Source organism: Dietzia sp. 111N12-1 (assembly GCF_001658045.1).
Taxonomy (GTDB): domain Bacteria; phylum Actinomycetota; class Actinomycetes; order Mycobacteriales; family Mycobacteriaceae; genus Dietzia; species Dietzia kunjamensis.
Map to the genome: position 1 here is coordinate 1 of NZ_LSSV01000060.1, position 24,353 is coordinate 24,353.

Genomic DNA, 24,353 nt, shown 5'->3' on the forward strand with positions numbered 1-24,353 from the left:
CCTAGGCCGCTAGACGACGGGGGCTAGGACACGGATCCGCGTGGGATCCGCTGTAGCGAGCGCTGCGACGCGCTCAGCTGGCCTACCAGGACTCGAACCTAGAACGACGGTACCAGAAACCGCTGTGTTGCCAATTACACCATAGGCCACTGCATTCACTTTTCCGCCCCTCGCGGGGCGCCTCGAAGAGACTATCAAACCACCGAGGGTGAATAGCAAATCTCCTGGTCAATCCGTCTGTTTCCAGACCCCGAGCTAGTCGGCGACGGGCGCGGACCGCAGCCGCGACAGTGTGGCCTGCCGACCGAGCAGCTCCAACGACTCGAACAGCGGCGGCGAGATGTGAGATCCCGTGACCGCCACCCGCACGGGCCCGTAGGCCTTGCGCGGCTTGATGCCCAGGTCCTCCACCAGCGCGCCGGACAGTGCGGCCTCGATGGCCGGGGTCGTCCACTCCTCGACTGCTTCCAGCGCCGCGATCGCCGCGTCCACGACCTCTCGGGACTCCGCTTTGAGGTTCTTGGCCGCAGACTGGGCGTCGACGGTGAACCCGGCCTCGTCCACGAGGAGGAACCGGATGAGCTTCCACGCATCCGACAGGACGACGATGCGGGTCTGGAGGAGATCTGCCACGATCGCCCACCGCTGGGCGTCGAAACTCTCCGGCAGGGTCACCCCGTCCTCGTCGGGGTGCGCGACGAGGTACTCGCGCAGGCGGCGGGCGAACTCCTCGGCCGGCAGCTGCCGGATGTGCTCGGCGTTGATCGCGTCGGCCTTCTTCTGGTCGAAGCGGGCCGGGTTGGCGTTCACCTGGCGCACGTCGAACGCCTCGACCATCTCCTGCAGGGAGAACACGTCGCGGTCATCCGACAGCCCCCACCCGAGCAGGGCCAGGTAGTTGAGCAACCCCTCCGGCAACATCCCGCGGTCGCGGTGGAGGAACAGGTCCGACTCGGGGTCACGCTTGGACAGCTTCTTGTTGCCGTCGCCCATGACGAACGGCAGGTGCCCGAACGCGGGGACGTCATCCGCCACCCCGATCCGCATCAGGGCACGGTAGAGGGCGATCTGTCGGGGGGTGGAGCTGAGCAGATCCTCGCCCCGGAGGACGTGGGTGATCTTCATCAGTGCGTCGTCGACCGGATTGACCAACGTGTAGAGCGGGATCCCGTTGGCCCGCGTGAGCGCGAAGTCCGGCACGGTGCCCGCCCTGAACACGGTCTCCCCGCGGACCAGGTCGTCCCAGGCGAGATCCTCGTCCGGCATCCGCAACCGGATCACCGCGCCGCGCCCCTCGTCACGGAACGCCTGCTTCTGGTCCTCCGTGAGGCCGCGATCGAACCCGTCGTACCCGAGTTTGGGGTCCCGCCCGGCGGCCCGGTGGCGGGCCTCGACCTCCTCGGGGGTGGAGAACGACTCGTACGCCTCCCCCGCCTCGACCAGCCTGCGCACCACGTCCAGGTGCAGATCGCGCCGCTCGGACTGGCGGTACGGCGCGTACGGGCCACCCACCTCGGGACCCTCGTCCCAGTCCAGGCCGAGCCACCGCAGGGCGTCGAGGAGCGACTGGTACGACTCCTCCGAATCCCGGGCGGCGTCGGTGTCCTCGATGCGGAAGACGAACGTGCCGCCCGTGTGCCGGGCGTGGGCCCAGTTGAACAGGGCCGTACGGACGAGACCCACATGGGGTGTGCCGGTGGGGGACGGACAGAAGCGGACGCGGACGTTCGAGGCGGTCATGGAGCCCATCCTAGTGACGGTCCCGGCTCGCACCCCCGGCGAGGACCGGCCTAGGATCGGCGGGTACCCGTGGCCGCCGTCCGAGGAGGCGCGATCCACGCAGGAGTCCGAATCGAGGGAGGCGTGCCGTGGCGTCTGGGCACCAACCCGACGTCGCGCGCCCGGTGACCGCCCCGGACTTCCTGCTGTCCCGTCCGACGGGCTCGCTGCGCACCCAGGGTGCCCTGAACTCGTTCACGGATCCGGCGGACGCGGCCCTGGCCCTGCGGTCCGGCGCCAGTGGTCTGATCGTGGGCGCGATCGGTTTCGAGCCCGACGCGCCCGCGGCCCTCGTCGAACCCGACGTGGTGGTGCGCGTCGACGGCCCACTGGAGCCCCCCGCCTACTTCCGCCGGATGCGCACCCGCACCCACGTCACCCGGGAGATCCCCTCGTCCTCGGAGCACCGCGCCAGGGTGTCGACCGCGATCGCGGGGGTGCGCTCCGGCGAGATCGACAAGGTGGTGCTGGCCAGGGCGGTCCGGCTGTCGGCCGATCAGCCCATCGACCCCCACGCGGTGTGCGCGGCACTCATCGACTCCAGCCCGGCGGCGGACGGGTACCTCGTCGACCTCTCCCCCGCCGGCGGGGTCCACGCCGGGCGCGTCCTGGTGGGGTCGAGCCCCGAACTCCTCGTGCGCCGCCGCGGCGATCTGGTGGAATGCCACCCGCTGGCCGGCTCCGCGCCCCGCTCCACCGACCCTGTCGCGGACCAGGCCGCGGGCCGCGCCCTGCGGGCGTCGGGCAAGGACGCCTCGGAGCATGCCTTCGTGGTGGAGTCGCTGGCACGGGCCCTGCAACCACTGTGCACGGATTTGGAGATCCCCGACCGCCCCACTCTCACGTCCACCCGCGAGATGTGGCACCTCGGGACCCGTATCCGGGGCCGTGTCGCCGACCCCCGCACCACTTCGCTGGACCTCGCCCTCGCCGTGCACCCCACGCCGGCGGTGTGCGGGACACCGACGGACGAGGCCCGGAGGCTCATCGCCGCGATAGAAGGGGAACGGGGGTTCTACGCCGGGGCCGTCGGGTGGTCGGACGCCGGCGGAGACGGCGACTGGATGGTCACCATCCGGTGCGCCGAGATCGACGCGGACCGGTCGGGAGCGATCGCCTGGGCCGGCGGCGGCCTGGTCGCGGACTCGCAACCCGACGACGAGGTCGCCGAGACCGGCGCCAAACTCCGCACCATCCTGAGGGCGTTCGGAGCGTCCTAGAGCGATGGTCGGCGCCGGTCGCCCGGACCTACCGGTCGACGACGGGGTTCGTCAGCGAGCCGATGCCTTCGATCTCGACTGTCACACGGTCGCCGGGCAGCATCGGGCCGACCCCTGCCGGGGTACCCGTGAGGATCACATCGCCGGGAAGGAGGGTCATGACCCGGCTGACGTACTCGACGATCTCGCCGACGGTGTGCATGAACTGGGAGGTGTTGCCGTCCTGCCGTACCTCGGACGTGCCGTCGGGGTGGGTGAGGGTGACCCGGACGTCGAGCCCGTTGGGGTCCAGGTCGGTGACGATCCACGGACCCAGCGGGCAGAAGGTGTCGTACCCCTTGCCCCGCGTCCACTGACCGTCCGAGAGCTGCTGGTCGCGGGCGGTGACGTCGTTGGCGCAGGTGTAGCCGAGGATGACCTCGTGGGCCCGCGCGGCGGCGACGTCCCGGCACGGCTGCCCGATCACCACGGCCAGCTCGCCCTCGTGGTCGACCCGCTCCGAACTCGGCGGGTAGGCGATCGATGCCTCGGGGCCGACGACCGACGTGTTGGGCTTGAGGAAGATCAGGGGCTCGGCCGGGGCCTCCGACCCCATCTCCTCGGCGTGGTCGGCGTAGTTCTTACCGACGCACACGATCTTGGAGGCCAGGATCGGGGCGAGCAAACGCACGTCGGCCAGCGGCCATTCGCGGCCGGTGAACTCGGGGGTACCGAAGGGGTGCTCGGAGATCTCGGCACAGGTCAGCGAGGACGGGTCGGACATGTCTCCGCGGACCTCGACGAAGGCGAATCCCTGCGGGTGGGCGATACGGGCGAGACGCATACCCGCGATCCTAGGCGGTCCGCAGGTCCCGCAGCGTCCGCGCCCCACGGTCGCGGAGCTCGGTGACCTGTGCGAGGTACAGCTCGGCGCAGGCGAGGGCGTCGACCAGCGGGTCGTGTGCGCGGTACTGCGGCAACCCGTACCTCTCGCGAGCACCCCAGAGCCGCAGCCTCTCGGGCGACGGGTCGGCGGTGAAGCCCATGTCGACGCCCCCGCCCAGGACCCGCCGGTGCAGTTCCAGGGTGTCGACGGACTCCAGTGGTGGCCGGATGCCGAACGTGCGCCGACACAACGCTCGCAGGAAGTCGACCTCTATCGGGCAGTAGTGCGCGACCAACACCCGCCCGGTCAGAGCCGTGAACACCCGGTCCAGGACGTCCTCGACATCCTCCCCGGTGGCCATCGTGTCGTCCGTGAGTCCGTGCACGGTGGCACTCTGCCCCACCCCGTCGTCGTCGTCGTCCGGACCGTGATCGGGACGCAGCAGCACCGATCCCGCTCCGCCCAGGACGATCCGGTCCCCGTCGACGGGGACGAACCCCACCGCCAGGACCCGGTCGTGCCGGGGATCGAGCCCCGTGGTCTCGACGTCCACCGCGAGGAGGGACAGGTCCTCGAGCGGAGTGGTCGGATCCGGCGGCGGTGTCTCCAGAAATCGCCGCAGTGGCCCGTCGGGGGCCCGGCGGGCGGCACTCCTCCGGCGGCCGGCCGCGGTCAGCCGTGGCAGGACCATCACATCTGCCCGACCCGGTATCGGATCTGCAGCGCGCTCTGCGCTCCCGCGATGATCCGGAACGCCGCCCGGAGCCGATGGCGGTCCTTGGTGCCGAGGGTCGACGGGTCCACGTTGTTGTCGAGGTCCGAGTGCTCCTGGATCTGACGTGCGTGGTGGCGCAAGGCCAGCCCGCGCAGGAACCGGAACGCCTCGATGAGGTTCTCGGCATCCGAGCGGGCGATCACCCCGGCGGTGGCCGCCGCGTCGAGCCGGCCGAGGGTCGACACCTCGTCCAGTCCCGCGGACAGGGCGTACAGACGCGCGATCTGGACGACGGGCGCGATCCCCCCGGCCTTGAGGTCCAGGGTGTTGCGGTACTCGCCCCGGCGCGCGACGACGAGCCCGCGCAGGAAACCGAGTGGCGGCTGCCACTCACACGCGATCCGGGCCAGATGCGCCTGGAAGCGCGGACTGCCCTTCGAGCGGACGAGCATCTCGCGCTGGACGCGGGCGGCGAGTCCGCTTTCACCGTGGACGGGACGGAGGTCGAAGAACACCTGACTGTGCAGCACCGCGTCGGCCTCGGGGGCCCCGACCCAGTCCCGTACCGTCCCCTCCCACTCCGCGCAGGTCCGGCGCCACCGGGGGTTGGTCGCCATCACCCCACCGGGGCAGAGCGGGAAGCCCGCCCGGTCGAGTCCCGTGCAGACGCGGTCGGCGAGTTCCGCGAAGTAGTCGTCGGAGCCGGCGACCCCGTGTGCCCTGTCGTCGAGGATCAGCGCGTTGTCCTGGTCGCTGGACACCCCGAGCTCACCCCGGCCCTGGGAACCGAGTCCCACCCAGGAGTACGGCACGGGAGGCGGTCCGAGTTCGGCCTCCGCCAGCGCGATCAGGCGGCGCGTCGCCGCATCGGCGGTGGCGGTGACGACCCGGCCGATATCCCGCGGCGTGGTGCCCCGCCGGACGAACTCGCCGACCAGCGGTAGCAACCGGGCGGACAGTTCCGCCACGGTCTCGGTGTCGGGGGCCCGCGAGATCCGCGCGGCCAGATAGACCGGGTCGGACTGCGCCAGGCGCAGCAGGTCCCCGCTCGTGACCATCCCCGCGGGGGCACCGGCCTCGCACACCGGCAGGTGATGGACGCCGCGTTCGATCTGGAGCAGGGTCGCGTCGAACGCGCGGGTCCGGGCGTCCACCGACACCGGGTCGTGGGTCATGATCGTCGACACCGGCGCCGCGGTGTCGCCACCGACCGCGACCACCTTCGAGCGCAGGTCGCGATCGGTGAAGATGCCGACCACGCGTCCGTCTTCCACCACGAGCAGCGCGGAGACGCGCTCCCGCGACATGATCTGCGCCGCCTCGAGGATGGTGGTCCCGGGCCCCGTGGTGACCGCGTCGCGGGTGAGGAGATCCCCCACCGGTGTGCTCAGGGGGTCTCCCCCGGCCGCGGCGACCCGGGCGGAGGCGAGGTCCTGGCGGATCCGATCACTCCGCGCACCGAAGAAGTCCCGGATCCCGGGGTGGGCGGCCGCGAGTTCGTCGAACACCTCGCGCGGCATCTCGAGTAGCAGAGTGTCCGCGACGGCCTCCATGCGGTACCGCGACGGGCCGGAACGGGTCAGCGTCGAGTAGCCGAAGCAGTCACCCTCGTCGCGCGCGTCGAGCAGGACACCGTCCGGGTCGCACACCTCGACGGCGCCCGTGCGGATGATGTGGAGGGTGTCGTTGGCGTCCCCTGCCTCCAGGATGACGGTCCCCCGCCGGTGGTAGCGCTGACTGAGCCTCGCGGGCAGGCGGTCGAGCACCTCTCCGGGCAGCTCGTCGAAGGGGGCACAGCGCGCGAGGAAATCCCTGACCTCGGCGAGTTCGACGTCCATGCCACCACTGTGGACGCCGACGGCCCGCGGTGTGATCACTTCTCGCGATTCACACCCGCGGGCCGGGGTCCGGACGTGGGGTCAGCGGGGCGGTGGTCTAACCGCTGACGGCCGCGACGATCCGGTCGCCCACCTCGGAGGTGACGATCGGGGCGTCGCCGCGCGAGCCGAGGTCGGCCTCGACGGCCGCCTCCACGCGATCGGCCTCGGCCGTGTGACCGAGGTGGCGCAGCAGCAGTGCCACGGACAGGATGGCGGCGGTGGGGTCCGCCTTGCCCTGTCCGGCGATGTCCGGGGCCGAACCGTGGACGGGCTCGAACATGGACGGGTTGGTCCCGGAGGCGTCGATGTTGCCCGACGCCGCGGTGCCGATGCCTCCGGTGACCGCGGCCGCCAGGTCGGTGATGATGTCGCCGAAGAGGTTGTCGGTGACGATCACGTCGAACCGGGACGGATCGGTGACCATGTAGATGGTGGCGGCGTCGATGTGGCAGTAGTCCACCTCGACCCCGGGGAACTCCGGAGCCACCTCGTCGACGGTGCGCTGCCACAGCCCACCGGCGTTGACGAGGACGTTGGTCTTGTGGACCAGCGTGAGCTTGTTGCGCCGCGACTGCGCACGGGAGAACGCGTCGCGGACCACGCGCTCCACGCCGTACCGGGTGTTGACGGAGGTCTCGGTACCGATCTCGTGCGGTGTCCCCACACGGATCGCACCGCCGTTACCGGTGTAGAGCCCCTCGGTGCCCTCGCGGACGACGACGAAGTCGATCTCGCCCGGGTCCTTCAGCGGGGTTGCCGACCCGGGGAAGAGCCGGGAGGGCCGCAGGTTGACGTGGTGGTCGAGTGCGAACCGCAGCGGGAGCAGCATGCCCCGCTCGAGCACGCCGGCCGGCACGGAGCGGGGATCACCGATGGCGCCCAGCAGGATCGCGTCGTGGCCTCTGAGGCTCTCCACGTCCGCGTCCGTCAGGGTCTCGCCGTTGCGGAGGTACCGGCGCGCGCCGAGGTCGTATTCGGTCTTCTCGACACCGGGGACCAGCGCGTCGAGCACCTTCAGTGCCTCGGCCGTGACCTCGACGCCGATACCATCGCCGGGGATGACTGCGAGCTTCATGATGTCGTCGTCCCCGCTCAGACTAGGTTGATCTGGGTCGCGGTGGCGTCGAGCTCGGAGACGATCCGGTCGACGGTCGGCTCGGCGACCGTGCGGTCGACCCGCAGGATCAGCGACGCGCCCTCGCCGGAGGCGTCCTGGCTCAGTGCTGCGGCCTGGATGTCGATGCCCTCCCCGCCGAGGATGGAGCCCACCTTGCCGAGCACGCCCGGGCGGTCGGAGTAGTGAACGAACAGGTTCTGGCCCTCGGCGCGCAGGTCGAACCCGCGCTCGTTGATCCGGACGATCTTCTGCACCTGATCCAGGCCGGCCAGCGTGCCGGTGACATCGGCCGACGCGCCGTCCGCGGCCACGGCCGTGACGGTGACGGTGCTGCGGTAGGACTTGGACTCGCTGTGGGTCTCCACCGAGTGGGTGACCCCCCGCTGCTCGGCCATCTGGCCGACGTTGACGAAGGTCGCGGGCTCGTCGGTGATCGCGGAGAACATGCCGCGCAGGGCGGCCAGCCCGAGGACGTCGACCTGCTCGGATGCGAGCTCGCCGGCGACGTCGATCCGGACGGTCGTCGGGATACCCGGGCACAGGTGGCCGGCGACCAGTCCGAGCTTGCGGACGAGGTCGAGCCAGGGTGCGACCTCGTCGCCGACGGGACCACCGGTGACGTTGACGGCGTCGGGGACGAACTCCCCGCGCAGGGCGAGCAGCACACTGCGGGCGACGTCGGTGCCGGCGCGGTCCTGCGCCTCGCTGGTGGAGGCGCCGAGGTGCGGCGTGACGACGGTGTTCTCGAGCTCGAAGAGCGGCGAGTCGGTGCACGGCTCGGTGTCGAACACGTCGAGCGCCGCGGAGCGGACCTTGCCGGACTTCAGTGCGTCGACGAGCGCGTCCTCGACGATCAGACCGCCGCGGGCGGCGTTGACGATCACGACGCCGTCCTTGGCACGGGCCAGCCGCTCGGCGTCGAAGAGACCGGCGGTCTCCTTGGTCTTGGGCAGGTGCATCGTGATGATGTCGGCGCGGGAGACCAGCTCGTCGATGTCGACCAGCTCGATTCCCAGCTGCGCCGCGCGGGCGGCGGGCAGGTAGGGGTCGTAGGCGATGAGGTTGGTCTCGAACGCGGCGAGTCGCTGCGCCACGAGCTGGCCGATGCGGCCCAGGCCCACGACGCCGACGGTCTTGCCGAGCAGCTCGACGCCGTTGAAGGAACTGCGCTTCCAGGTGTGCTCGCGCAGGGTGCGGTCCGCGGCCGGGATCTGGCGGCAGGCGGACATGAGCAGCGCGACCGCGTGCTCGGCGGCCGAGTGGATGTTGGAGGTGGGCGCGTTGACCACCATGACGCCGCGCTCGGTGGCGGCGGGGATCTCGACGTTGTCCAGGCCGACGCCCGCGCGCCCGATGATCTTGAGGTTCGGCGCGGCGGCGAGCACCTCGGCGTCGACGGTGGTAGCCGAGCGCACGAGCAGTGCGTCGGCGTCGGCGACCGCCTCGAGCAGCTTGGGGCGATCCGGGCCGTCCACCCAGCGGACCTCCACGGCGTCGCCGAGCGCGTCGACGGTCGACTGGGCGAGCTTGTCGGCGATGAGGACGACGGGCCGTCCGGATGCTGTCACAGTGGGTTCTCCTCGGTGTCATTTCGGGCACGGCCAGTCTAGGGCACCTGTCACCGGCGCCGAGCAGTGGCCGGTACGCGCCCGGACGCCTACCGTGACGAGGGTCGGCGACCCGACGTGACCACCGCCGCGCGACGAACGGAGCACCGATGCCCCGCACTCCCCGGTCGGCCCAGCCGCCGGTCCGTTTCCCCGATCCCTGGCTGCCGGTGCTGGCCCCGGCACGCGGCCCGTCGGCGGTGGCGATGTATCTGCGGGCCCACCTGTACGGCGCCGCGGTGGGGCGCAGCGTCCTGGACCGCTGCATCAGTGCGGTCGATCCGGAGGACCGGGTGCGGTTGGTTCCGCTGCGCCGGGAGTTCGAGGAGGAGATCGACACCGCCTCCCGCCTGTTGGCGGCGTTGTCACCGTTGGGGACCCCGGGTCGTCGTCTGGTGCGGTTGTCGGCCGCGGTCACCCTGACCGCGCTGCCGGTGGGCCCGGTGGTGCGCGATCCGTTGGCACGGCTCGCCGTCCTGGAGGCGCTGCGCACGCTGGTGGTCGCCAAACGGTCGATGTGGGAGTTGCTCGCCGCGTCGTGGGTCGCGGACGGCCCGGCGTCCGCTGCCGGGAGATCCGGTGGGGAGCCCGACGACAGCAGCGACGACGACGACAGCGACGACGAGCCCGGCGGTCCCGGCACCGGCCGGCTGCTGCGGGGACTGGCCGACCAGGCCCGGTCACAGGAAGAACTGCTGGAGCGGTTGCGGCGCACCTACGGTCTGGCGGTCTTCGAATGAGCGCGGCGGGGACCGTACGTGCGGACGTCGTCGTGGTGGGCTCCGGCCCCAACGGCCTGGCTGCCGCGCTGTTGTGTGCGCGGGCCGGGCGGCGGGTGGTGGTGCTGGAGGCCCAGGAGACCATCGGTGGCGGGTGCCGAACCCTGCCGATGGGCGATATCGCGACCGGCATCCCGGAGGACGTCGTGAACGGGTTGCTGGTGGATCCGTGCTCGGCCGTGCACCCCATGGCGGGGGCATCCCCGTTCTTCCGTGGGTTCGACCTGCCGGCCCACGGGGTCGAGATGCTCACTCCCCCCGTTCAGCTGGCTCACGCACTACCGGGCCGCGACGCCATCGTGGTGCCCGCGGCCCCCTCCCCCGCCGCCCTCGCCGAGGGCCTGGGGTCACGCGCCGAGGCGGACCGGTGGTGGAAGCTCATGGGCCCCCTGGGCCGCAGGGCGGAGGACGTCGTCGCCACGGCACTGACCGATCAGCGCTCGGTCCCGCCGGTGGGGGCGACCGCGGCGCTCGGCGCGGCGTTCGTCCGCGCCCACCCACGCGGCGCACTCGGTGACGCACTCGGGCCGGACGGACGCACCCTCCTGAGCGGTATCTCGGCCCACGCGATTACCCCGCTGTCCTCCCCGGCCGCGACGGGGGTCGGCCTCGTCCTGGGCTCGTTGCTCCACTCGCCGCTCGGCTGGACGCTGCCGGTCGGCGGCAGCGGGGCCATCACCGCCGCACTGGCCGAGGCGATCCGGGATGCCGGGGGGGAGATCCGCACCGGGGTCGGCGTGGATTCGCTGGCACGGCTCGACGCCCGGGACGTCGTCTTCAACACGTCCTCCCGGATCCTCGGCGAGATCCTCATGGCATCCTCGCCCTCTGCGGCCGTGGCCCGCCGCGCACGCAGACTCCTGGAGGCGCCGGTCGGCGGGGCCGCGGCGAAGGTCGACCTGGTCCTGTCCGGCCCGGTTCCGTGGCGCGACGGCCGGCTCGCCGACGCCGGCACCGTCCACCTGGGTGGGGATTCCCATGCCATCGCGGCCGCCGAGCGCGAGGTCGCCGCCGGTCGGCACGCCGATCGGCCCATGATCCTCGTCTCCCAGCCGTGGGTGACCGACCCGGGACGAATCGCCCCGGACGGTCGACGTCCACTGTGGACCTACGCGCACGTGCCCGCGTTCTCCGACCGTGACCAGACCGAGCAGGTGCTCGCCGCGCTCGAGGCGGTCGCGCCGGGGGTGCGGGACGTGGTCGTGGCCGCCCACTGCACGCCCGCGGACCGGATGGCCGAGCACAACGCCAACAACGCCGGTGGGGACATCGCGGCGGGACGCGTGGACCTGCGGGGGCTCATCGCCCGCCCGGTGCCGCGGGCCGACCCGTTCGCGACCGGGGTGCCCGGGGTGTGGCACGCCTCCGGCTCGACCCCTCCCGGCCCGGGCGTGCACGGCATGGCCGGGCAGCACGTGGCGGAGCGGATCCTCGGCCGGCTACCCGCTCACTGGTAGGACACGAATCACTGGTAGGACACGAACCACGGCCGGGGCTCGACCGCCATGGTCTGCTCGGGCGTGAACGTGGGGGTGTCCTCGTCGTAGAAGTTCTTCCACGCCATCCGGATACCGGACGGCAGCCCGCTGCGCAGGACGTCCCACGTCTCCATCTTCAGGTCCGGGGTGCCGTGACCGTCGGCGTGAAGGACGATCGCCACCTCCGGCCTGGAGGTGTCGATCTGGTCGCGGTCGTCGATCATGGCCATGCTGAACTGGTGGAGGATGAGGAGCTTCTGTGGCCCTCCGCTGTCCCGGGTCAGGTCCGCCAGCCAGTCGGTGACCCGGTTGATCTCCTCGGCGTCCACCGACCCGATCTGCGCGCCCGGCTGTTGTCCCGGCTCGAGCTTCCACTCGGGGTCGAGCGCGAGTCCGACGTTCGGGCGGGTGAGCAACTCCTCGAAGATCCTCGCCTGATCGAGGAGGTCGGCCATGCCGGGCTGGAGGTCGATCACCGCGTACCCGCCGGCGTCGGTGATGGCGTCGATCAGCGGGACGAACTCCTGCGGGTCCCACTCGTTGGTGTAGTTGCCGTCGGGTCCGGCGGACGTCGAGGCGACCGTCGCGATGATCTCGAACGCCGGGATGACCGGTTCCGGGGAGTGCGGCTGGTACTCCCCGACCAACTGCTGAACCCGCGCCACGCTCTCCTCTGGTCCCTGCTCGCCGAGGATCCCCAGGGCAGGCGTGATCGGCGACCCGTAGGCGGCCACGAACCGCCGGCCCGGGAACAGCAGCTGTCCGCCGCCCGGCAGCTCGGGAACCGTCCGCGCCTTCTCCACCCGGTCCCCGAGTTCGTCCTCGGTGCCCCACCCGGGCCCGAGCGCGTAGACCGCCTCGGCGTCCCGCACCGCCTCCACGGACCCCCCGTCGACCCGCGGGTCCGGGGTACGGAGGTGGGACACCGCCGCCCCGACGGCCACTGCCGTCGCGACCGCCGCGACCGGCGTCTCGTCGTACACGAGCACGCTGGGTGCGCCCTCGCCGTCCCATGCGGGTTCGCCGCTGTCGAACGACTCGGGGGCCGCGCCCGCGCCGTCGGCAGCGGTGAACTCCCCCGCCGTCATCAGCGCAGGCGTACCCGGCACCTGGTGGACGGTGACGTCGTCGATCCGCCCCGGCGGGACCTCGACCTCGGAGTCGAACGTGATCCCGGTCAGCGCCTCGAGCTCCGGCCGACCTCCCGGGGCGTCGACCACCTCGCCGTCGTCGGGTGTGAAGTCCACCTGCCCGACCCGCAACACCCGCTCGGCGCCGAGTCGCGACACCTCGTCGGCCAATGCCGCGTCCCCGCCCTCGACGGCGGTGAGCATCGGTGCGTGCAACCCGACCGCGACGGAGGCGGCGCGCGCCTGCGCGGCGGCGTCCGGGGCTGCCACCACGACCACCGGGGCGGACTCGATGAGCAGTCTCGTGGTCTCCACGCCGGACCCGTCGGCGTCGGCGGCGACCCGCGTGCCCTCCACCGGGGCGGCTTCGGTTCTCGGTCCGCCGTCACCGGGGTCGGACGTACACGCCACGGTCGTCCCCACCAGGGAAACGGCGAGGACCGCCGCACCCACTCCTCGGTTGAAGTGGCGCACGGCGGTCCTCCTGCTGAAAAGTCGGGAATCGATCCCGGTGGACCCTACAGGGGCTTCACCGGGTCGGACCCGAGGACCCTCAGGCAGTCTCCGTGATCGGCCGGTCGACCCAGCTCATGAGGTCGCGCAGCTTCTGGCCGGTGACCTCGATCGGGTGCTCGGCGTTCTCCTTGCGGAGCTGCTCGAGCTCCTTATTGCCGCCCTCGACGTTGGCCACGAGACGCTTGGTGAAGGTGCCGTCCTGGATGTCGGACAGGATCTCCTTCATGCGCTCCTTGGTGCCGGCGTCGATGACCCGCGGGCCGGAGAGGTAGCCGCCGAACTCCGCGGTGTCGGACACCGAGTAGTTCATGCGCGCGATGCCGCCCTCGTACATGAGATCGACGATGAGCTTGAGCTCGTGGAGCACCTCGAAGTAGGCGAGCTCCGGCTCGTAGCCGGCCTCGACCATGACCTCGAACCCGGTCTTGACGAGCTCCTCGGTGCCGCCGCACAGCACGGCCTGCTCACCGAACAGGTCGGTCTCGGTCTCGTCCTTGAAGGTGGTCTTGATGACGCCCGCGCGGGTGCCACCGATCGCCTTCGCGTAGGACAGCGCGAGCGCCTCGCCCTCGCCCTTCGGGTCCTGCTCCACGGCGATGAGCGCCGGGACGCCCTTGCCGTCGACGAACTGACGACGCACGAGGTGGCCGGGGCCCTTGGGGGCGACCATCGCGATGGTGATGTTCTCCGCCGGCTTGATGAGGCCGAAGTGGATGTTGAGGCCGTGACCGAAGAACAGCGCGTCGCCGTCGTTGAGGTTGGGCTCGATGTCCTCGGCGAAGATCTGCGCCTGCGAGGTGTCGGGGGCGAGCAGCATGATGACGTCGGCCCACTTGGTGGCCTCGGCGGCGGTCATGACCTTGAGGCCGGCCTCTTCGGCCTTGGCGCGGGACTTGGAGCCCTCACGCAGACCGATGGCGACCTCGACACCGGAGTCGCGCAGGCTGAGCGAGTGCGCGTGCCCCTGCGAGCCGTACCCGATGACGGCGACCTTGCGGCCCTGGATCAGCGACAGATCCGCCGAGTCGTCGTAGAACATCTCCACTGCCATGGTGGATTCCCTTCGTGTTGTTTCGTGAAGTCGAGACTTGTGTAGGAGTCGAGACTATCGAGTGGTGTTGATGGACTTGGGGCCGCGTCCGAGCGCGACCATGCCGGACTGCACGATCTCGCGGATGCCGTAGCCGTCGAGCATCCGCAGTAGCGCGTCGAGTTTGTCGGGGGTACCCGTGGCCTCGAGCGTGAGCGACTCGGGTGAGACGTCCACGATGTGTGCGCGGAACAGACTCGCGATCTCCACGATCTGACCGCGGTTGGTGGCGTCGGCGCGGACCTTGACGAGAGTGAGTTCGCGGGCCACCGAGCCGGCCGGATCCTGCTCGACGATCTTGATGACGTTGACGAGCTTGTTGAGCTGTTTGGTCACCTGCTCGAGCGGGAAGTCCTCGACGTTCACGACGATGGTCATGCGCGACAGGCCTTCGGTCTCGGTCGGGCCCACGGCCAGCGACTCGATGTTGAACCCGCGCCGGGAGAACAGCGACGAGACGCGCGCGAGCACGCCAGGCTTGTCCTCCACCAGCACGCTCAGGGTGTGGGAGCGAGCGCTCACTGGTCCTCCTCCTCGGCGGCGATCACCGCGGCGTCGATCCGCTCGGTCGCCTCGTGGATGTCCGCGGCGTCGTCCGCCACGGAATCGGTGTCGTCGAACAGCGGCCGGATGTCCCGGGCCGCCATGATCTCGTCGTTGGACGTGCCCGCCGCGACCATCGGCCACACCTGGGCGTCCTTGCCCACGATGAAGTCGATGAGGACCGGGCGGTCGTTGATCGCGCGGGCCTGTGCGATCACGTCGTCGACGTCCTCGGCGCGCTCACACCGCAGCGCCACGCAGCCCAGGGCCTCGCCGAGCTTGACGAAGTCCGGGATGTGCATGGAGTGGGTCGACAGGTCGGTCTGCGAGTACCGCTCCTCGTAGAACAGTGTCTGCCACTGACGGACCATGCCGAGGTTGCCGTTGTTGATCAGCGCCACCTTGATGGGTGCGCCCTCGATGGCGCAGGTGGCCAGCTCCTGGTTCGTCATCTGGAAGCAGCCGTCGCCGTCGATGGCCCAGACCTCGGCGTCCTGACGGCCGAACTTGGCACCCATCGCCGCGGGGACCGCGTACCCCATGGTCCCCAGGCCGCCCGAGTTCAGCCACGTGCGCGGCTTCTCGTACTGGACGAACTGGGCCGCCCACATCTGGTGCTGGCCGACGCCCGCGCAGTACACGGCGTCCGGGCCGGCGGCGGCGCTCAGCCGCTCGATGACGTACTCGGGAGACAGGGAGCCGTCCGACTGCGGGCCGTAGCCCAGCGGGAACTCACTGCGGATCTCGTCCAGCTCACCGACCCACACGGCGGGCTCGCCCAGCGTGCCGGATTCGCGCTCGCCGCGCAGCGTCTCGACGAGCTCGACGAGGACCTCCTTGATGTCGCCGACGATCGGCACGTCGACGGCCCGGTTCTTGCCGATCTCGGCCGGGTCGATGTCGGCGTGGATGACCTTGGCGTCCGGGGCGAAGGTGTCGAGGCGACCGGTGACCCGGTCGTCGAACCGGGCGCCCAGGGTGACCAGCAGGTCGGACCGCTGCAGCGCCGCGACGGCGGCGACGGTTCCGTGCATCCCCGGCATGCCGTAGTGCAGCCGGTGGGAATCCGGGAACGCCCCGCGCGCCATGAGCGTGGTCACGACCGGGATGCCGGTCAGCTCGGCGAGCGCCATGAGCTCCGCGGAGGCGTCGGCCTTGATGACGCCGCCGCCGACATACAGCACCGGGCGCCTGGCCTTGCCGATCATCCGGGCGGCCTCACGGATCTGCTTGCCGTGCGGCTTGGTGACGGGCCGGTAGCCGGGCAGCTTCATCTCCGGCGGCCACGAGAACGTCATCTCGGCCTGCAGGACGTCCTTGGGGATGTCCACGAGCACAGCGCCGGGGCGACCTGTCTGCGCGATGTGGAACGCCTCGGCGATCATCCGCGGGATGTCCTCGCCGTGGGACACGAGGAAGTTGTGCTTGGTGATCGGCATGGTGATGCCCGAGATGTCGGCTTCCTGGAAACCGTCCGTGCCGATGAGTGCGGTCCCGACCTGACCCGTGATCGCGACGATCGGGACCGAGTCCATCTGCGCGTCCGCGAGCGGGGTCACCAGGTTGGTGGCGCCGGGGCCCGAGGTCGCCATGCAGACGCCGACCCTTCCGGTCGCCTGGGCGTAGCCGGTCGCTGCGTGACCGGCGCCCTGCTCGTGCCGGACCAGGACGTGCCGGACCTTGGCCGAGTCGTAGAGCGGGTCGTAGACCGGCAGGATGGCCCCGCCGGGGATGCCGAAGACGACCTCGGTGCCGATCTCCTCGAGGGACCGGACGACGGCCTGGGCCCCCGTCATCCGCTCTGGGGCCGCGGACCGGGCCTTCTGCTCTGCACCCGGACGGGGTCCGGGCTGTGCCGTTGGTGCGCTCACTTCAACTGTCCTTCATGCTGGTCGTGGAGCCGTGGTTCGTGGTCGGCCGTGATCGTGGATTTCTCTGACCGCGGTCTGACCCGGCAACAAAAAACCCCCGTCGGCCACGAAAGGCCGGCGAGGGTGCGCGTCGACGGAAAGCCAGGTAGGGCTCAGGCGCCGACGCGCCGGCCGAGTACGAGACCGTTCCAGGTGTTCACGAGGCCCAGACTAGGCCGCGGCCGACGGTAGCGTCAACTCGTGGAACATCGATCCCACTATGTGGGCCATGCCAGACTGGAGGCATCATGAGTGCCCCTTTCAGAGCTCCCGTCCCGGAGTCGAGCCCCCGCGATCACGCCCTCTTCCGGGTCAACCCGATGTCGTACGTCGTCATCGCCATTTTCGTGCTGGCGATCCTCTGGCCCGTCACGTCCTACCCCGTCGCCCTGGGCTGGCTGGTGCTGCTCCCCGTCGCCTTCGGTTGGTGGGTGGCCCGGACCTGGACCCGACTGGACGAGGACGGTGTCCACCTGTCGTCCTGGCGCTCCCGACGGTCCGTGCCGTGGGATGAGGTCAGGGGTGTGATGTTCCCCAGGCGTGGGTTCGCCCGGCTCGTGACCACCTCTGACACGTCACTCCCGATGGGCGGGGTCTCGTTCCACGACCTCCCGCGGCTGTCCGGCGCCAGCCGTGGCCGTATCCGCGACCCGTACGCCGCGAGCGGACCCGAGTCCGCCTGACCCTCCCGCTCCGCCGGTCACCCCGCGGCCGGCGGGGACCCGGTCGGCCACGGCCTGGCGTCGCATACCCATCCGCTCGTAGACGACCGTGACCGCCACACCCACGACGAGTCCTGCGACCGCCCAGCCGCCGAGGACCCAGACCGCGTGTCCGAGACCCGCCTCCCACCCGGAGTCGAAGAACATGATCGACCGCAGCCCGAGGTAGGCCTGGTGCATCGGCTGTAGCGTCCCGATGGCCACGAACACCCGCGGGAGCATCTCGGTCGGGGTGGCGCCGCCCGAGGTGGGGATCCCCAGCACCACGAACACCACGAGGTTCACGAGCAGACCGGCGTTGCCGACAGCAGCGATGATCGTGTGCGCACACACCCCGACCGCGATGATGACCAGGTTCGAGAACCAGAACATGTGCCACGGGTCGTACCCGGTGACACCGATGATGTCCGCCACCCACAGGACGAGCCCCGAGACGAGCGGCGCCGTGATCAGGGTGACCACCCACTTGCGGGCCAGTGTCTGGAGCCGCCCGAACGGCGCCACGTGGACATGGAGCGCCACCGGCCCGATCTCCAGCGGGATGAAGCCGAGCCGGGCGTCCAGGAGCGCGGAGATGATCATCGCCCCGGTGAATCCCGCCAGGATCACGACCAGCGCGTAGAACATCGGGAGCGACGCGTTCGACACCCCGTCCGGCAGCGGGTTCCACGCGACGACGTCGATCGCCACCGGATCGGAGAGCGCGACCGCGGCCGCGGCGCCGACGGTCCTGCCCTCGGCCTCGGCCAGCAGCCGGGACTGCGACAGCAGTTCGGTCCCCATCCGGTCGTGGAACGATTCCTGCATCGCGTCCGCCATGGTGTTCATGACCTGACCGGAGACGATGGACACGCGTGGCGAGTACTCGAGTGAGATGCGGGCGCGTTCGGGTGGCCCCGCCGCGTCGCCCGCCTCCGTCGCCGCGGCCTCGACGAGCCCGGCCACCCGCCCGCTCAGTTCGGGTGGGATACGGACCGCACCGAAGTACGTGCCGTCCCGGAGGCCCTCCTCGGCGGCCTCCGGATCCACCACGTGCAGCCGGACCCTCCCCCAGTCGTTGTTCTGGAGCAGCCCCGCGGTGATCCGCGACCCCATGTCGAGACCACGCGGACCGATCGGGGTCTCCAGGGTCGCGGCGACGTCCTCGTCCACCACCGCCACGGGGATGTACCTCGCGTGGGACTGCGGATCCGCGGTGCCCCCCAGGTACATGAACGACAGGAGGAAGAACAGTCCACAGACCAGGGCCACCGCCCCCGCCGAGTGCGAGAGGAACTCACGTAGCCCACCCGTGTGACCGGAGTCGGTCATGTCCATCCCCATTCGCGTCACGTCGAGGCCGGCCGGATGGCCGACCGTGAGAAGAGTAGACCCACATCGGGGCGTATTGTGTGGTGGTCACGGCGCGATCGGGTGTCACCGCGGGGCGCGCGCACACCGCTGCCCCGTACGGCACGACCCCCGGAATGCGCCCTCCCCATCGAGTCGGAGCGAGGTCCCATGCCGCCCCTGAGGTCACGAACCAGTACCGCCGGACGCAACGCCGCGGGGGCGCGTGCCCTCTGGCGCGCGACCGGCATGACGGACTCGGACTTCGGTAAGCCGATCATCGCGATCGCGAACTCGTACACCCAGTTCGTGCCGGGCCACGTCCACCTGAAGAACGTCGGTGAGATCGTCGCCGAGCAGATCGCGGCGTCGGGCGGCGTGGCCCGCGAGTTCCACACCATCGCGGTGGACGACGGGATCGCGATGGGCCACGCGGGCATGCTCTACTCGCTGCCCAGCCGGGAGATCATCGCGGACTCGGTGGAGTACATGGTCAACGCCCACACGGCGGACGCGCTGGTGTGCATCTCGAACTGCGACAAGATCACCCCGGGCATGCTCAACGCCGCGATGCGGTTGAACATCCCCACCGTGTTCGTCTCCGGCGGGCCGATGGAGTCGGGGTTCTCCGTCGTCGTCGACGGCGTGGTCAAGGCGGGCTCGGACCTCATCACGGCGATCTCCGCGTCCGCCAACTCGGCCGTGGACGACGAGGGCCTGGACGCCATCGAGCGCTCGGCCTGCCCGACGTGCGGGTCCTGCTCCGGGATGTTCACCGCCAACTCGATGAACTGCCTCACCGAGGCGCTGGGGCTGTCGCTGCCCGGCAACGGTTCGACCCTCGCCACCCACAGTGCGCGGCGTGAGCTGTTCGCCGAGGCCGGCCGCGTCATCGTCGATCTGTGCACTCGCCACTACCGGGACGGGGACGACTCGGTACTCCCCCGTTCGGTGGCCACCAAGTCCGCCTTCACCAACGCCATGGCGCTGGATGTCGCGATGGGCGGCTCCACAAACACCGTGCTCCACATCCTCGCCGCCGCGCAGGAGGGCGAGGTCGACTTCGACCTGAGCGACATCGAGCAGATCTCCCGCCGGATCCCCTGCCTGGCCAAGGTCGCGCCCAACTCGGACTACTACATGGAGCACGTCCACCGGGCCGGCGGCATTCCCGCGATCCTGGGCGAGCTGTACCGCGGGGGCCTGCTGGAGACGGACGTCCACTCGGTCCACTCCCCGTCGCTCGAGCAGCACGTCGCGGACTGGGACATCCGCAGCGGCACCGCGACCGAGAAGGCGATCGAGTTGTTCCACGCGGCCCCGGGCGGGGTGCGGACGATCGAGCCGTTCTCGACCGACAACCGCTGGGAGTCGCTCGACACGGACGCCGAGAACGGCTGTATCCACTCGGTCGAGCACCCGGCGACCGCGGAGGGCGGGCTCGCGGTCCTGCGCGGGAACATCGCGCCGGACGGGTCCGTCTTCAAGACCGCCGGCGTGTCCGAGGACAGTTTCCACTTCTCCGGTCCGGCCAGGGTGGTCGAGTCCCAGGAGGAGGCCGTCTCGGTCATCCTGGACAAGACGCTGCAGGCCGGCGAGGTGCTGGTGGTGCTCTTCGAGGGCCCGGCCGGCGGTCCGGGGATGCAGGAGATGCTGCACCCCACGGCGTTCATCAAGGGTGCCGGCCTCGGGACGAAATGCGCGCTCATCACCGACGGCCGCTTCTCGGGCGGGTCGTCCGGGCTGTCCATCGGTCACATCGCACCGGAGGCCGCCTCGGGCGGCCCGATCGGCCTGGTGCGTGACGGTGACATCGTGACCATTGATGTCGCCACGCGGTCCATCTCGGTGGATGTCGACGACGACGAGCTGTCCCGCCGCCGCGCCGAGAGGGGCCCTCTCCCGTGGCGGCCGGTCAAGCGTGATCGGAAAGTGTCCACCGCTCTCCGCGCGTACGCCTCGATGGCGTCCTCGGCGGACAAGGGTGCCGTGCGCATCCTGCCCGACTGACGCGCCTGGTCAGGGCCGCGCGCCCCGGCTCCCGGGCTCTCAGCCCGCGGTGACCGGGGCGCTGTCGGCTGAGGAGGTCAGCGGATTGGTGCCGTTGAGGAAGTACCACACCAGACCGGCGATGACCGCCACGACGATCACCCACACGACGCCGCTGAAGCGGGGACGGTGGGACCATGCCCACTTGCGGTCGGCGGACCATCGTCCCGGTCCGGAGAAGAGGAGGGTCACCAGTGCCGCGGCGTAGAGGATCGACACCTCGAGTCCGCGGGTGGTGTCACTCAGCACGGGGATGGGGTCGGTCCCGGTCAGTCGGATCGCTATCCCCAGTCCGATGAGCCCCAGCAGACCGCCCGCCGCCACCGGGGTGGCGAGTCCCACCACGAGCATGACGCCCGCCACCAGTTCGACGGCGCCGCCAGCGATCGCCAGGATGCGGGCCTGGTCGAATCCGGAGTCGGTGAGAGTCTGCGTGAACCCGTCGATCCCGGGCCCGCCGAACAGTCCGACGAGCTTCTGCAGTCCCCGCATCGCGAGGAGGACGCCCACGGCCAGTCTCAGGACGAACAGCCCGAAGTCGGCCGTTCCCCGGCGGCCGATCGTGTCCCGCGACGCGGGCGCGATGGTGGTGGGCTGGTCACCGAAGGGCAGGGGCGAGGACACGTCGTACCCCCCGGACTCGGCGAACTGCGAGTAGTCGGTGCGCCCGGCCGCGGGGAACGCGGTGGTCGCGCCGTCCCCCGGGCCGCCCCGCGAACCGGCGCCCGCGCCCTGGGCGTTGGGGACGTCGAGCGGGTAATCGACGTCGTGGATGATCTCGGTACGGGCGTCGTCGTCTCCGCGCTTTGAGGAAGTCACGGATCGACTGTAGGCCGATGCCGGTGCGCGGACGCTGAAGGACACGGCGCGCCGTAGTCTGGTCGGCATGAGATCGCTCCCGCTGCTGCTGGCACTGGCCGTCGCCGTGTCCGGTTGCGCGAGGTTCGACGACCGCCTCGAGGACCCGTTCACGCCCGCGGCCGGGCCGGGGATGGGTGCCGCTCCGCCGAGCCCTCCCGGCGCACCGACCCCTCCCCCGACGTCGCGCCCCGGGGAGCCGGAGCCCCCGGCCGAGACGGGACCCTGCGTCGATCCCGACCCCGCCGTCATCGCGACCTGCCTCGAGCCGGCCGTCGCGGTGGCCGGGCTCGGTGAGCGAGCGCTGGTCGCCGAGTCCACGGGCGGGGTGAAGATCGTCTCCGCCGATGCGGACCCCGAGCAGTTCGGCAGAGTGGATCCCCGGTCCGGTCGGGTGGCCGCGGTCGCGCCGTCCCCGGATTTCGCCCAGGACCGGTTGGTGTATCTCCTCGTCGTCGGCGACGGACCCACCCGGGTCGAACGACTGGCGCGCGGCGACGCCCCCCGCACGGTCGCGGAGCTCGCACCCGCGGACAGCGGTGGCCTCGCGTTCGTCGACGACATCCTGACCGTCGGCGCCGGCTCCGAGGTCGTCCGGTTCCCGACGTTCACCGGGATCGGCCGCGCGGAGGACCCCGAGGTGATCGGACGCGACCTCGGGCGCATCCAGGCGTTGTGTCCTCTCGGCGAGGATCTCTTCCTCTCCACGGTCACCGACCGCGGTGCGGCGATCCGGACACCGGATCGCACGGTGTGGACGTGGCCGGACCAGCGTTCCGCCGGTGGGTGCGCCGCATCCGAGGGCACGCTCGCCATCGCCCTCCCGGACGCCGAGCGGGTCGACACCCTCCAGACCGCCGGCGGCGCGGCTCGTGGTCAGCCCGAGGCGCTGGCTGAGGGCCGGTACGGGCGGCTGACCGGGTTGTCCGTCGTCGGCGAGGGGGTCCTGCTGGCGGGCACCACCAACAAGGATGGTGCATCACCGGTGCCCACCGATGACCGGGCCGTGATCCTCCCCCAGTCCGGTGGTGGCGGCGACGCCCGGACCTAGCTCGTCGAACGCTTGTGCCAATACGACACCCCGGGTAGGGTAGTGCACACATTCGATTCGGAATGCCTGGCGCATGGGGGTGAGGGCCTTGGTGACGACGATGAGCCCTTCCGACTTCTGGGCGCTGCGCGCGGTGGATGAGCCGTTGGAGTCGTTGGACGCGTCAGCGCTCAGCGAGGTGGCCCGGTCGGTGACGCTGGCGCAGAACCTCGCCGCGGCGAGGCGGCTGCACGCCGCGTACCTGCTGGTGGAGAGCTTCCGCCGCCTGGACGAGGCCACCCACGGCGACACGCAAGACGACACCCGCCCCGCCCACGCCCGCCTGGATCCGGCCGGCCGGGCCCGCGACCACCTGGCCGCGGCCATGTCACTGACCTGCTGGCACGCCGGCCACCTGGTCACCGCCGCCATCCAGGCCCACACCCGGCTCCCGCTACTGCGGGGCGCCCTCGAACGCGGCCTACTGCCCGAGCAACTCGCCATCGACGCCGCCTGCCGCCTGGCCGGCGTGCCCGACGAGGTCGTCGGCGCCGTCGAGTCCGATGTCATCGGCCGCCTCACCCGGGCCCTTGCCGGCGGCCACCGGCCCAGCCGCTCCGCACTGGACACCTCCGTCGACAACGCGGTCGCACGCCACGCCCCACAAGCCGCCCAGGACGCCGCAGACGCCGCCGCCGAAGAACGGACCGTGCGGTTCCGCCCCGGACGCAACGGCATGACCTCCATGTGGGCCAACCTGCCCTCCGGCGACGCCGAGAAGCTGCGCCGCCGCATCGAGGCCGCCGCCCGTGCCGCCGCAGACCTGTGCCATCCCCGCAGCCGCAACCAACTCCGCGCCGACGCCCTCATCGCCCTGGGCGACCCCAACACCACCGACATCGCCGACCCCGCACACCACCCCGAGGACACCGCGAACACCGTCGACGGCGACCGCGGCCACCTGCCCCCGCTGGGCGCCTCATGGGGCACCGACAAGCCCGTCCGCATCTCGGTCATCAACACCATCGCCCAAGGACTGCCCAACCAGGTCCAGTTCGTCAACGGCGCCTACGCCAGCTTCGACTGGCTGTGCGAGGAGATCCTCTCCGGTGGCGACGCCACCGTCCGGTTCGAACTCATCGACCCCGCCCCCGGCACCCTCGACGCCCCCGAAGCACCCCTCAAATACTTCATCACCCCGGCCCTGGCCGAACGGATCCGACTACGCGACGGGACCTGCCGCCACCCCGGATGCACCGTCGACGCCCACGACTGTGAAATCGACCACGTCATCGCATTCGATCACAGGCGCCCCGAACTGGGCGGCCCCACCGCCGAGTGGAACCTGATGTGCCTCTGCCGCAAACACCACCGCGAAAAGACCTTCGGCCACTGCGCCTACCGCCCCGGCCCCCTCGGCGAGCTGACCATCATCACCGAAACCGGCCACGAACACCACACCAACCCCACCGGCCCCCTGGCCCAGGCACGCAACCACATCCTCGAACACCAATGGCGAGAACACCTCGACCGCCTCACCGCCGACGACGGCCACCTCACCAACCCGCCAGGCACCACCCGGCCGAACGCCACCGGCACCGAACGGCGACTCCGCCCTGATGACGCGACCGAGGGCGATCAGTCCGCATAGCCTTGGTCGGTCGGCGTGGATGGCCGTGCCGATTCAGGTACCGTGCCGATTTCGCTACCGTGCCGATTCAGCTACCGTGCGAGTT

At 70.9% G+C, this 24,353-nt stretch carries 19 protein-coding genes and 1 tRNA gene; 7 read left to right on the top strand and 13 right to left on the bottom strand.

All coding sequences use genetic code 11. From position 1 onward, the window contains the following. Positions 1 to 77: 77 nt before the first annotated feature. Together AYO52_RS13260 and gltX are read right to left on the bottom strand one after the other, a co-directional pair. A tRNA-Gln gene (locus tag AYO52_RS13260) sits at positions 78 to 149 on the bottom strand. Positions 150 to 255: 106 nt separating this feature from the next. Beyond that, complete coding sequence (gene gltX / locus AYO52_RS13265; protein ID WP_067718220.1) at positions 256 to 1,740, bottom strand: glutamate--tRNA ligase; 1,485 nt, start codon at positions 1,738 to 1,740, stop codon at positions 256 to 258. A 128-nt stretch (positions 1,741 to 1,868) separates the two neighbouring features. Here gltX and AYO52_RS13270 point away from each other — a divergent pair, with 128 nt between their 5' ends. Then, the gene (locus AYO52_RS13270; RefSeq protein WP_067718222.1) at positions 1,869 to 2,999 is read left to right on the top strand and encodes an isochorismate synthase MenF; all 1,131 of its coding nucleotides are present in this window, start codon (positions 1,869 to 1,871) and stop codon (positions 2,997 to 2,999) included. A 28-nt stretch (positions 3,000 to 3,027) separates the two neighbouring features. Here the strand turns inward: AYO52_RS13270 and AYO52_RS13275 are convergent, their stop codons facing one another. From AYO52_RS13275 to serA, 5 genes are all read right to left on the bottom strand, one after another. Next, complete coding sequence (locus tag AYO52_RS13275) at positions 3,028 to 3,822, bottom strand: fumarylacetoacetate hydrolase family protein (RefSeq protein WP_067718227.1); 795 nt, start codon at positions 3,820 to 3,822, stop codon at positions 3,028 to 3,030. Between the two features lie 10 nt (positions 3,823 to 3,832). Beyond that, positions 3,833 to 4,555, bottom strand: a complete 723-nt coding sequence (locus AYO52_RS13280; RefSeq protein WP_067718230.1) for an exonuclease domain-containing protein — start codon at positions 4,553 to 4,555, stop codon at positions 3,833 to 3,835. Then, positions 4,555 to 6,417 (bottom strand): putative nucleotidyltransferase substrate binding domain-containing protein, encoded by a 1,863-nt coding sequence (locus tag AYO52_RS13285; protein WP_067718554.1) that lies wholly within the window; start codon positions 6,415 to 6,417, stop codon positions 4,555 to 4,557. Before AYO52_RS13285 ends, AYO52_RS13280 begins: the two co-directional genes overlap by 1 nt. Before the next feature lie 97 nt (positions 6,418 to 6,514). Beyond that, entirely contained in the window at positions 6,515 to 7,534 is a 1,020-nt protein-coding gene (locus AYO52_RS13290) for a 3-isopropylmalate dehydrogenase (protein ID WP_067718233.1), read from the bottom strand. A 17-nt stretch (positions 7,535 to 7,551) separates the two neighbouring features. Then, entirely contained in the window at positions 7,552 to 9,144 is a 1,593-nt protein-coding gene (gene serA, locus AYO52_RS13295) for a phosphoglycerate dehydrogenase (protein ID WP_067718235.1), read from the bottom strand. Positions 9,145 to 9,293: 149 nt separating this feature from the next. Between serA and AYO52_RS13300 the strand changes: the two genes are divergently transcribed. After that, positions 9,294 to 9,923, top strand: coding sequence for a hypothetical protein (locus AYO52_RS13300; protein WP_067718238.1), 630 nt, complete (start codon positions 9,294 to 9,296; stop codon positions 9,921 to 9,923). Next, positions 9,920 to 11,419 carry an NAD(P)/FAD-dependent oxidoreductase gene (locus AYO52_RS13305; protein ID WP_067718241.1) on the top strand — a complete coding sequence of 500 codons (1,500 nt, stop codon included), beginning with the start codon at positions 9,920 to 9,922 and terminating at the stop codon, positions 11,417 to 11,419. Before AYO52_RS13300 ends, AYO52_RS13305 begins: the two co-directional genes overlap by 4 nt. 8 nt (positions 11,420 to 11,427) lie before the next feature. On the opposite strand, the gene AYO52_RS13310 is transcribed toward AYO52_RS13305, so the two are convergent. From AYO52_RS13310 to AYO52_RS13325, 4 genes are all read right to left on the bottom strand, one after another. Beyond that, complete coding sequence (locus AYO52_RS13310) at positions 11,428 to 13,044, bottom strand: hypothetical protein (protein WP_067718243.1); 1,617 nt, start codon at positions 13,042 to 13,044, stop codon at positions 11,428 to 11,430. Positions 13,045 to 13,123: 79 nt separating this feature from the next. Then, positions 13,124 to 14,137 carry a ketol-acid reductoisomerase gene (gene ilvC, locus AYO52_RS13315; protein ID WP_067718245.1) on the bottom strand — a complete coding sequence of 338 codons (1,014 nt, stop codon included), beginning with the start codon at positions 14,135 to 14,137 and terminating at the stop codon, positions 13,124 to 13,126. 54 nt (positions 14,138 to 14,191) lie between these two features. Continuing rightward, positions 14,192 to 14,698 (bottom strand): acetolactate synthase small subunit, encoded by a 507-nt coding sequence (gene ilvN / locus AYO52_RS13320; protein WP_067718247.1) that lies wholly within the window; start codon positions 14,696 to 14,698, stop codon positions 14,192 to 14,194. After that, the gene (locus AYO52_RS13325; protein WP_082924012.1) at positions 14,695 to 16,590 is read right to left on the bottom strand and encodes an acetolactate synthase large subunit; all 1,896 of its coding nucleotides are present in this window, start codon (positions 16,588 to 16,590) and stop codon (positions 14,695 to 14,697) included. The genes ilvN and AYO52_RS13325 overlap by 4 nt, the downstream gene beginning before the upstream one ends. 287 nt (positions 16,591 to 16,877) lie before the next feature. Here AYO52_RS13325 and AYO52_RS13330 point away from each other — a divergent pair, with 287 nt between their 5' ends. Next, a complete protein-coding gene (locus AYO52_RS13330; RefSeq protein WP_082924013.1) occupies positions 16,878 to 17,312 on the top strand; it encodes a PH domain-containing protein in 435 nt (144 codons plus the stop codon). Here the strand turns inward: AYO52_RS13330 and AYO52_RS13335 are convergent. Beyond that, entirely contained in the window at positions 17,205 to 18,662 is a 1,458-nt protein-coding gene (locus AYO52_RS13335; protein WP_253702156.1) for a YhgE/Pip domain-containing protein, read from the bottom strand. The genes AYO52_RS13330 and AYO52_RS13335 overlap by 108 nt on opposite strands. Positions 18,663 to 18,851: 189 nt before the next feature. Between AYO52_RS13335 and ilvD the strand changes: the two genes are divergently transcribed. After that, entirely contained in the window at positions 18,852 to 20,690 is a 1,839-nt protein-coding gene (gene ilvD / locus AYO52_RS13340; RefSeq protein WP_067718256.1) for a dihydroxy-acid dehydratase, read from the top strand. A gap of 39 nt (positions 20,691 to 20,729) precedes the next feature. Here ilvD and AYO52_RS13345 read toward each other — a convergent pair whose 3' ends face one another. Continuing rightward, positions 20,730 to 21,548, bottom strand: a complete 819-nt coding sequence (locus AYO52_RS13345; RefSeq protein ID WP_067718259.1) for a DoxX family protein — start codon at positions 21,546 to 21,548, stop codon at positions 20,730 to 20,732. A gap of 67 nt (positions 21,549 to 21,615) precedes the next feature. On the opposite strand from AYO52_RS13345, the gene AYO52_RS13350 reads away from it, so the two are divergent. Together AYO52_RS13350 and AYO52_RS13355 are read left to right on the top strand one after the other, a co-directional pair. Beyond that, positions 21,616 to 22,638: an oxidoreductase gene (locus AYO52_RS13350; protein WP_067718261.1), complete on the top strand. Its 1,023-nt coding sequence runs from the start codon at positions 21,616 to 21,618 to the stop codon at positions 22,636 to 22,638. Positions 22,639 to 22,738: 100 nt separating this feature from the next. Then, a complete protein-coding gene (locus AYO52_RS13355) occupies positions 22,739 to 24,268 on the top strand; it encodes an HNH endonuclease signature motif containing protein (RefSeq protein ID WP_082924014.1) in 1,530 nt (509 codons plus the stop codon). Positions 24,269 to 24,353 lie beyond the last annotated feature (85 nt).

Bases quoted from the DNA above. Each gene is read 5' to 3' on its own strand.
- AYO52_RS13355 (WP_082924014.1), top strand. From the start codon at position 22,739: ATGAGCCCTTCCGACTTCTGGGCGCTGCGCGCGGTGGATGAGCCGTTG.
- AYO52_RS13350 (WP_067718261.1), top strand. From the start codon at position 21,616: ATGAGATCGCTCCCGCTGCTGCTGGCACTGGCCGTCGCCGTGTCCGGT.
- AYO52_RS13290 (WP_067718233.1), bottom strand. From the start codon at position 7,534: ATGAAGCTCGCAGTCATCCCCGGCGATGGTATCGGCGTCGAGGTCACG.
- AYO52_RS13300 (WP_067718238.1), top strand. From the start codon at position 9,294: ATGCCCCGCACTCCCCGGTCGGCCCAGCCGCCGGTCCGTTTCCCCGAT.
- ilvC (WP_067718245.1), bottom strand. From the start codon at position 14,137: ATGGCAGTGGAGATGTTCTACGACGACTCGGCGGATCTGTCGCTGATC.
- gltX (WP_067718220.1), bottom strand. From the start codon at position 1,740: ATGACCGCCTCGAACGTCCGCGTCCGCTTCTGTCCGTCCCCCACCGGC.
- AYO52_RS13330 (WP_082924013.1), top strand. From the start codon at position 16,878: ATGAGTGCCCCTTTCAGAGCTCCCGTCCCGGAGTCGAGCCCCCGCGAT.
- AYO52_RS13280 (WP_067718230.1), bottom strand. From the start codon at position 4,555: ATGGTCCTGCCACGGCTGACCGCGGCCGGCCGCCGGAGGAGTGCCGCC.
- ilvD (WP_067718256.1), top strand. From the start codon at position 18,852: ATGCCGCCCCTGAGGTCACGAACCAGTACCGCCGGACGCAACGCCGCG.
- AYO52_RS13335 (WP_253702156.1), bottom strand. From the start codon at position 18,662: ATGACCGACTCCGGTCACACGGGTGGGCTACGTGAGTTCCTCTCGCAC.
- AYO52_RS13305 (WP_067718241.1), top strand. From the start codon at position 9,920: ATGAGCGCGGCGGGGACCGTACGTGCGGACGTCGTCGTGGTGGGCTCC.
- AYO52_RS13275 (WP_067718227.1), bottom strand. From the start codon at position 3,822: ATGCGTCTCGCCCGTATCGCCCACCCGCAGGGATTCGCCTTCGTCGAG.
- AYO52_RS13285 (WP_067718554.1), bottom strand. From the start codon at position 6,417: ATGGACGTCGAACTCGCCGAGGTCAGGGATTTCCTCGCGCGCTGTGCC.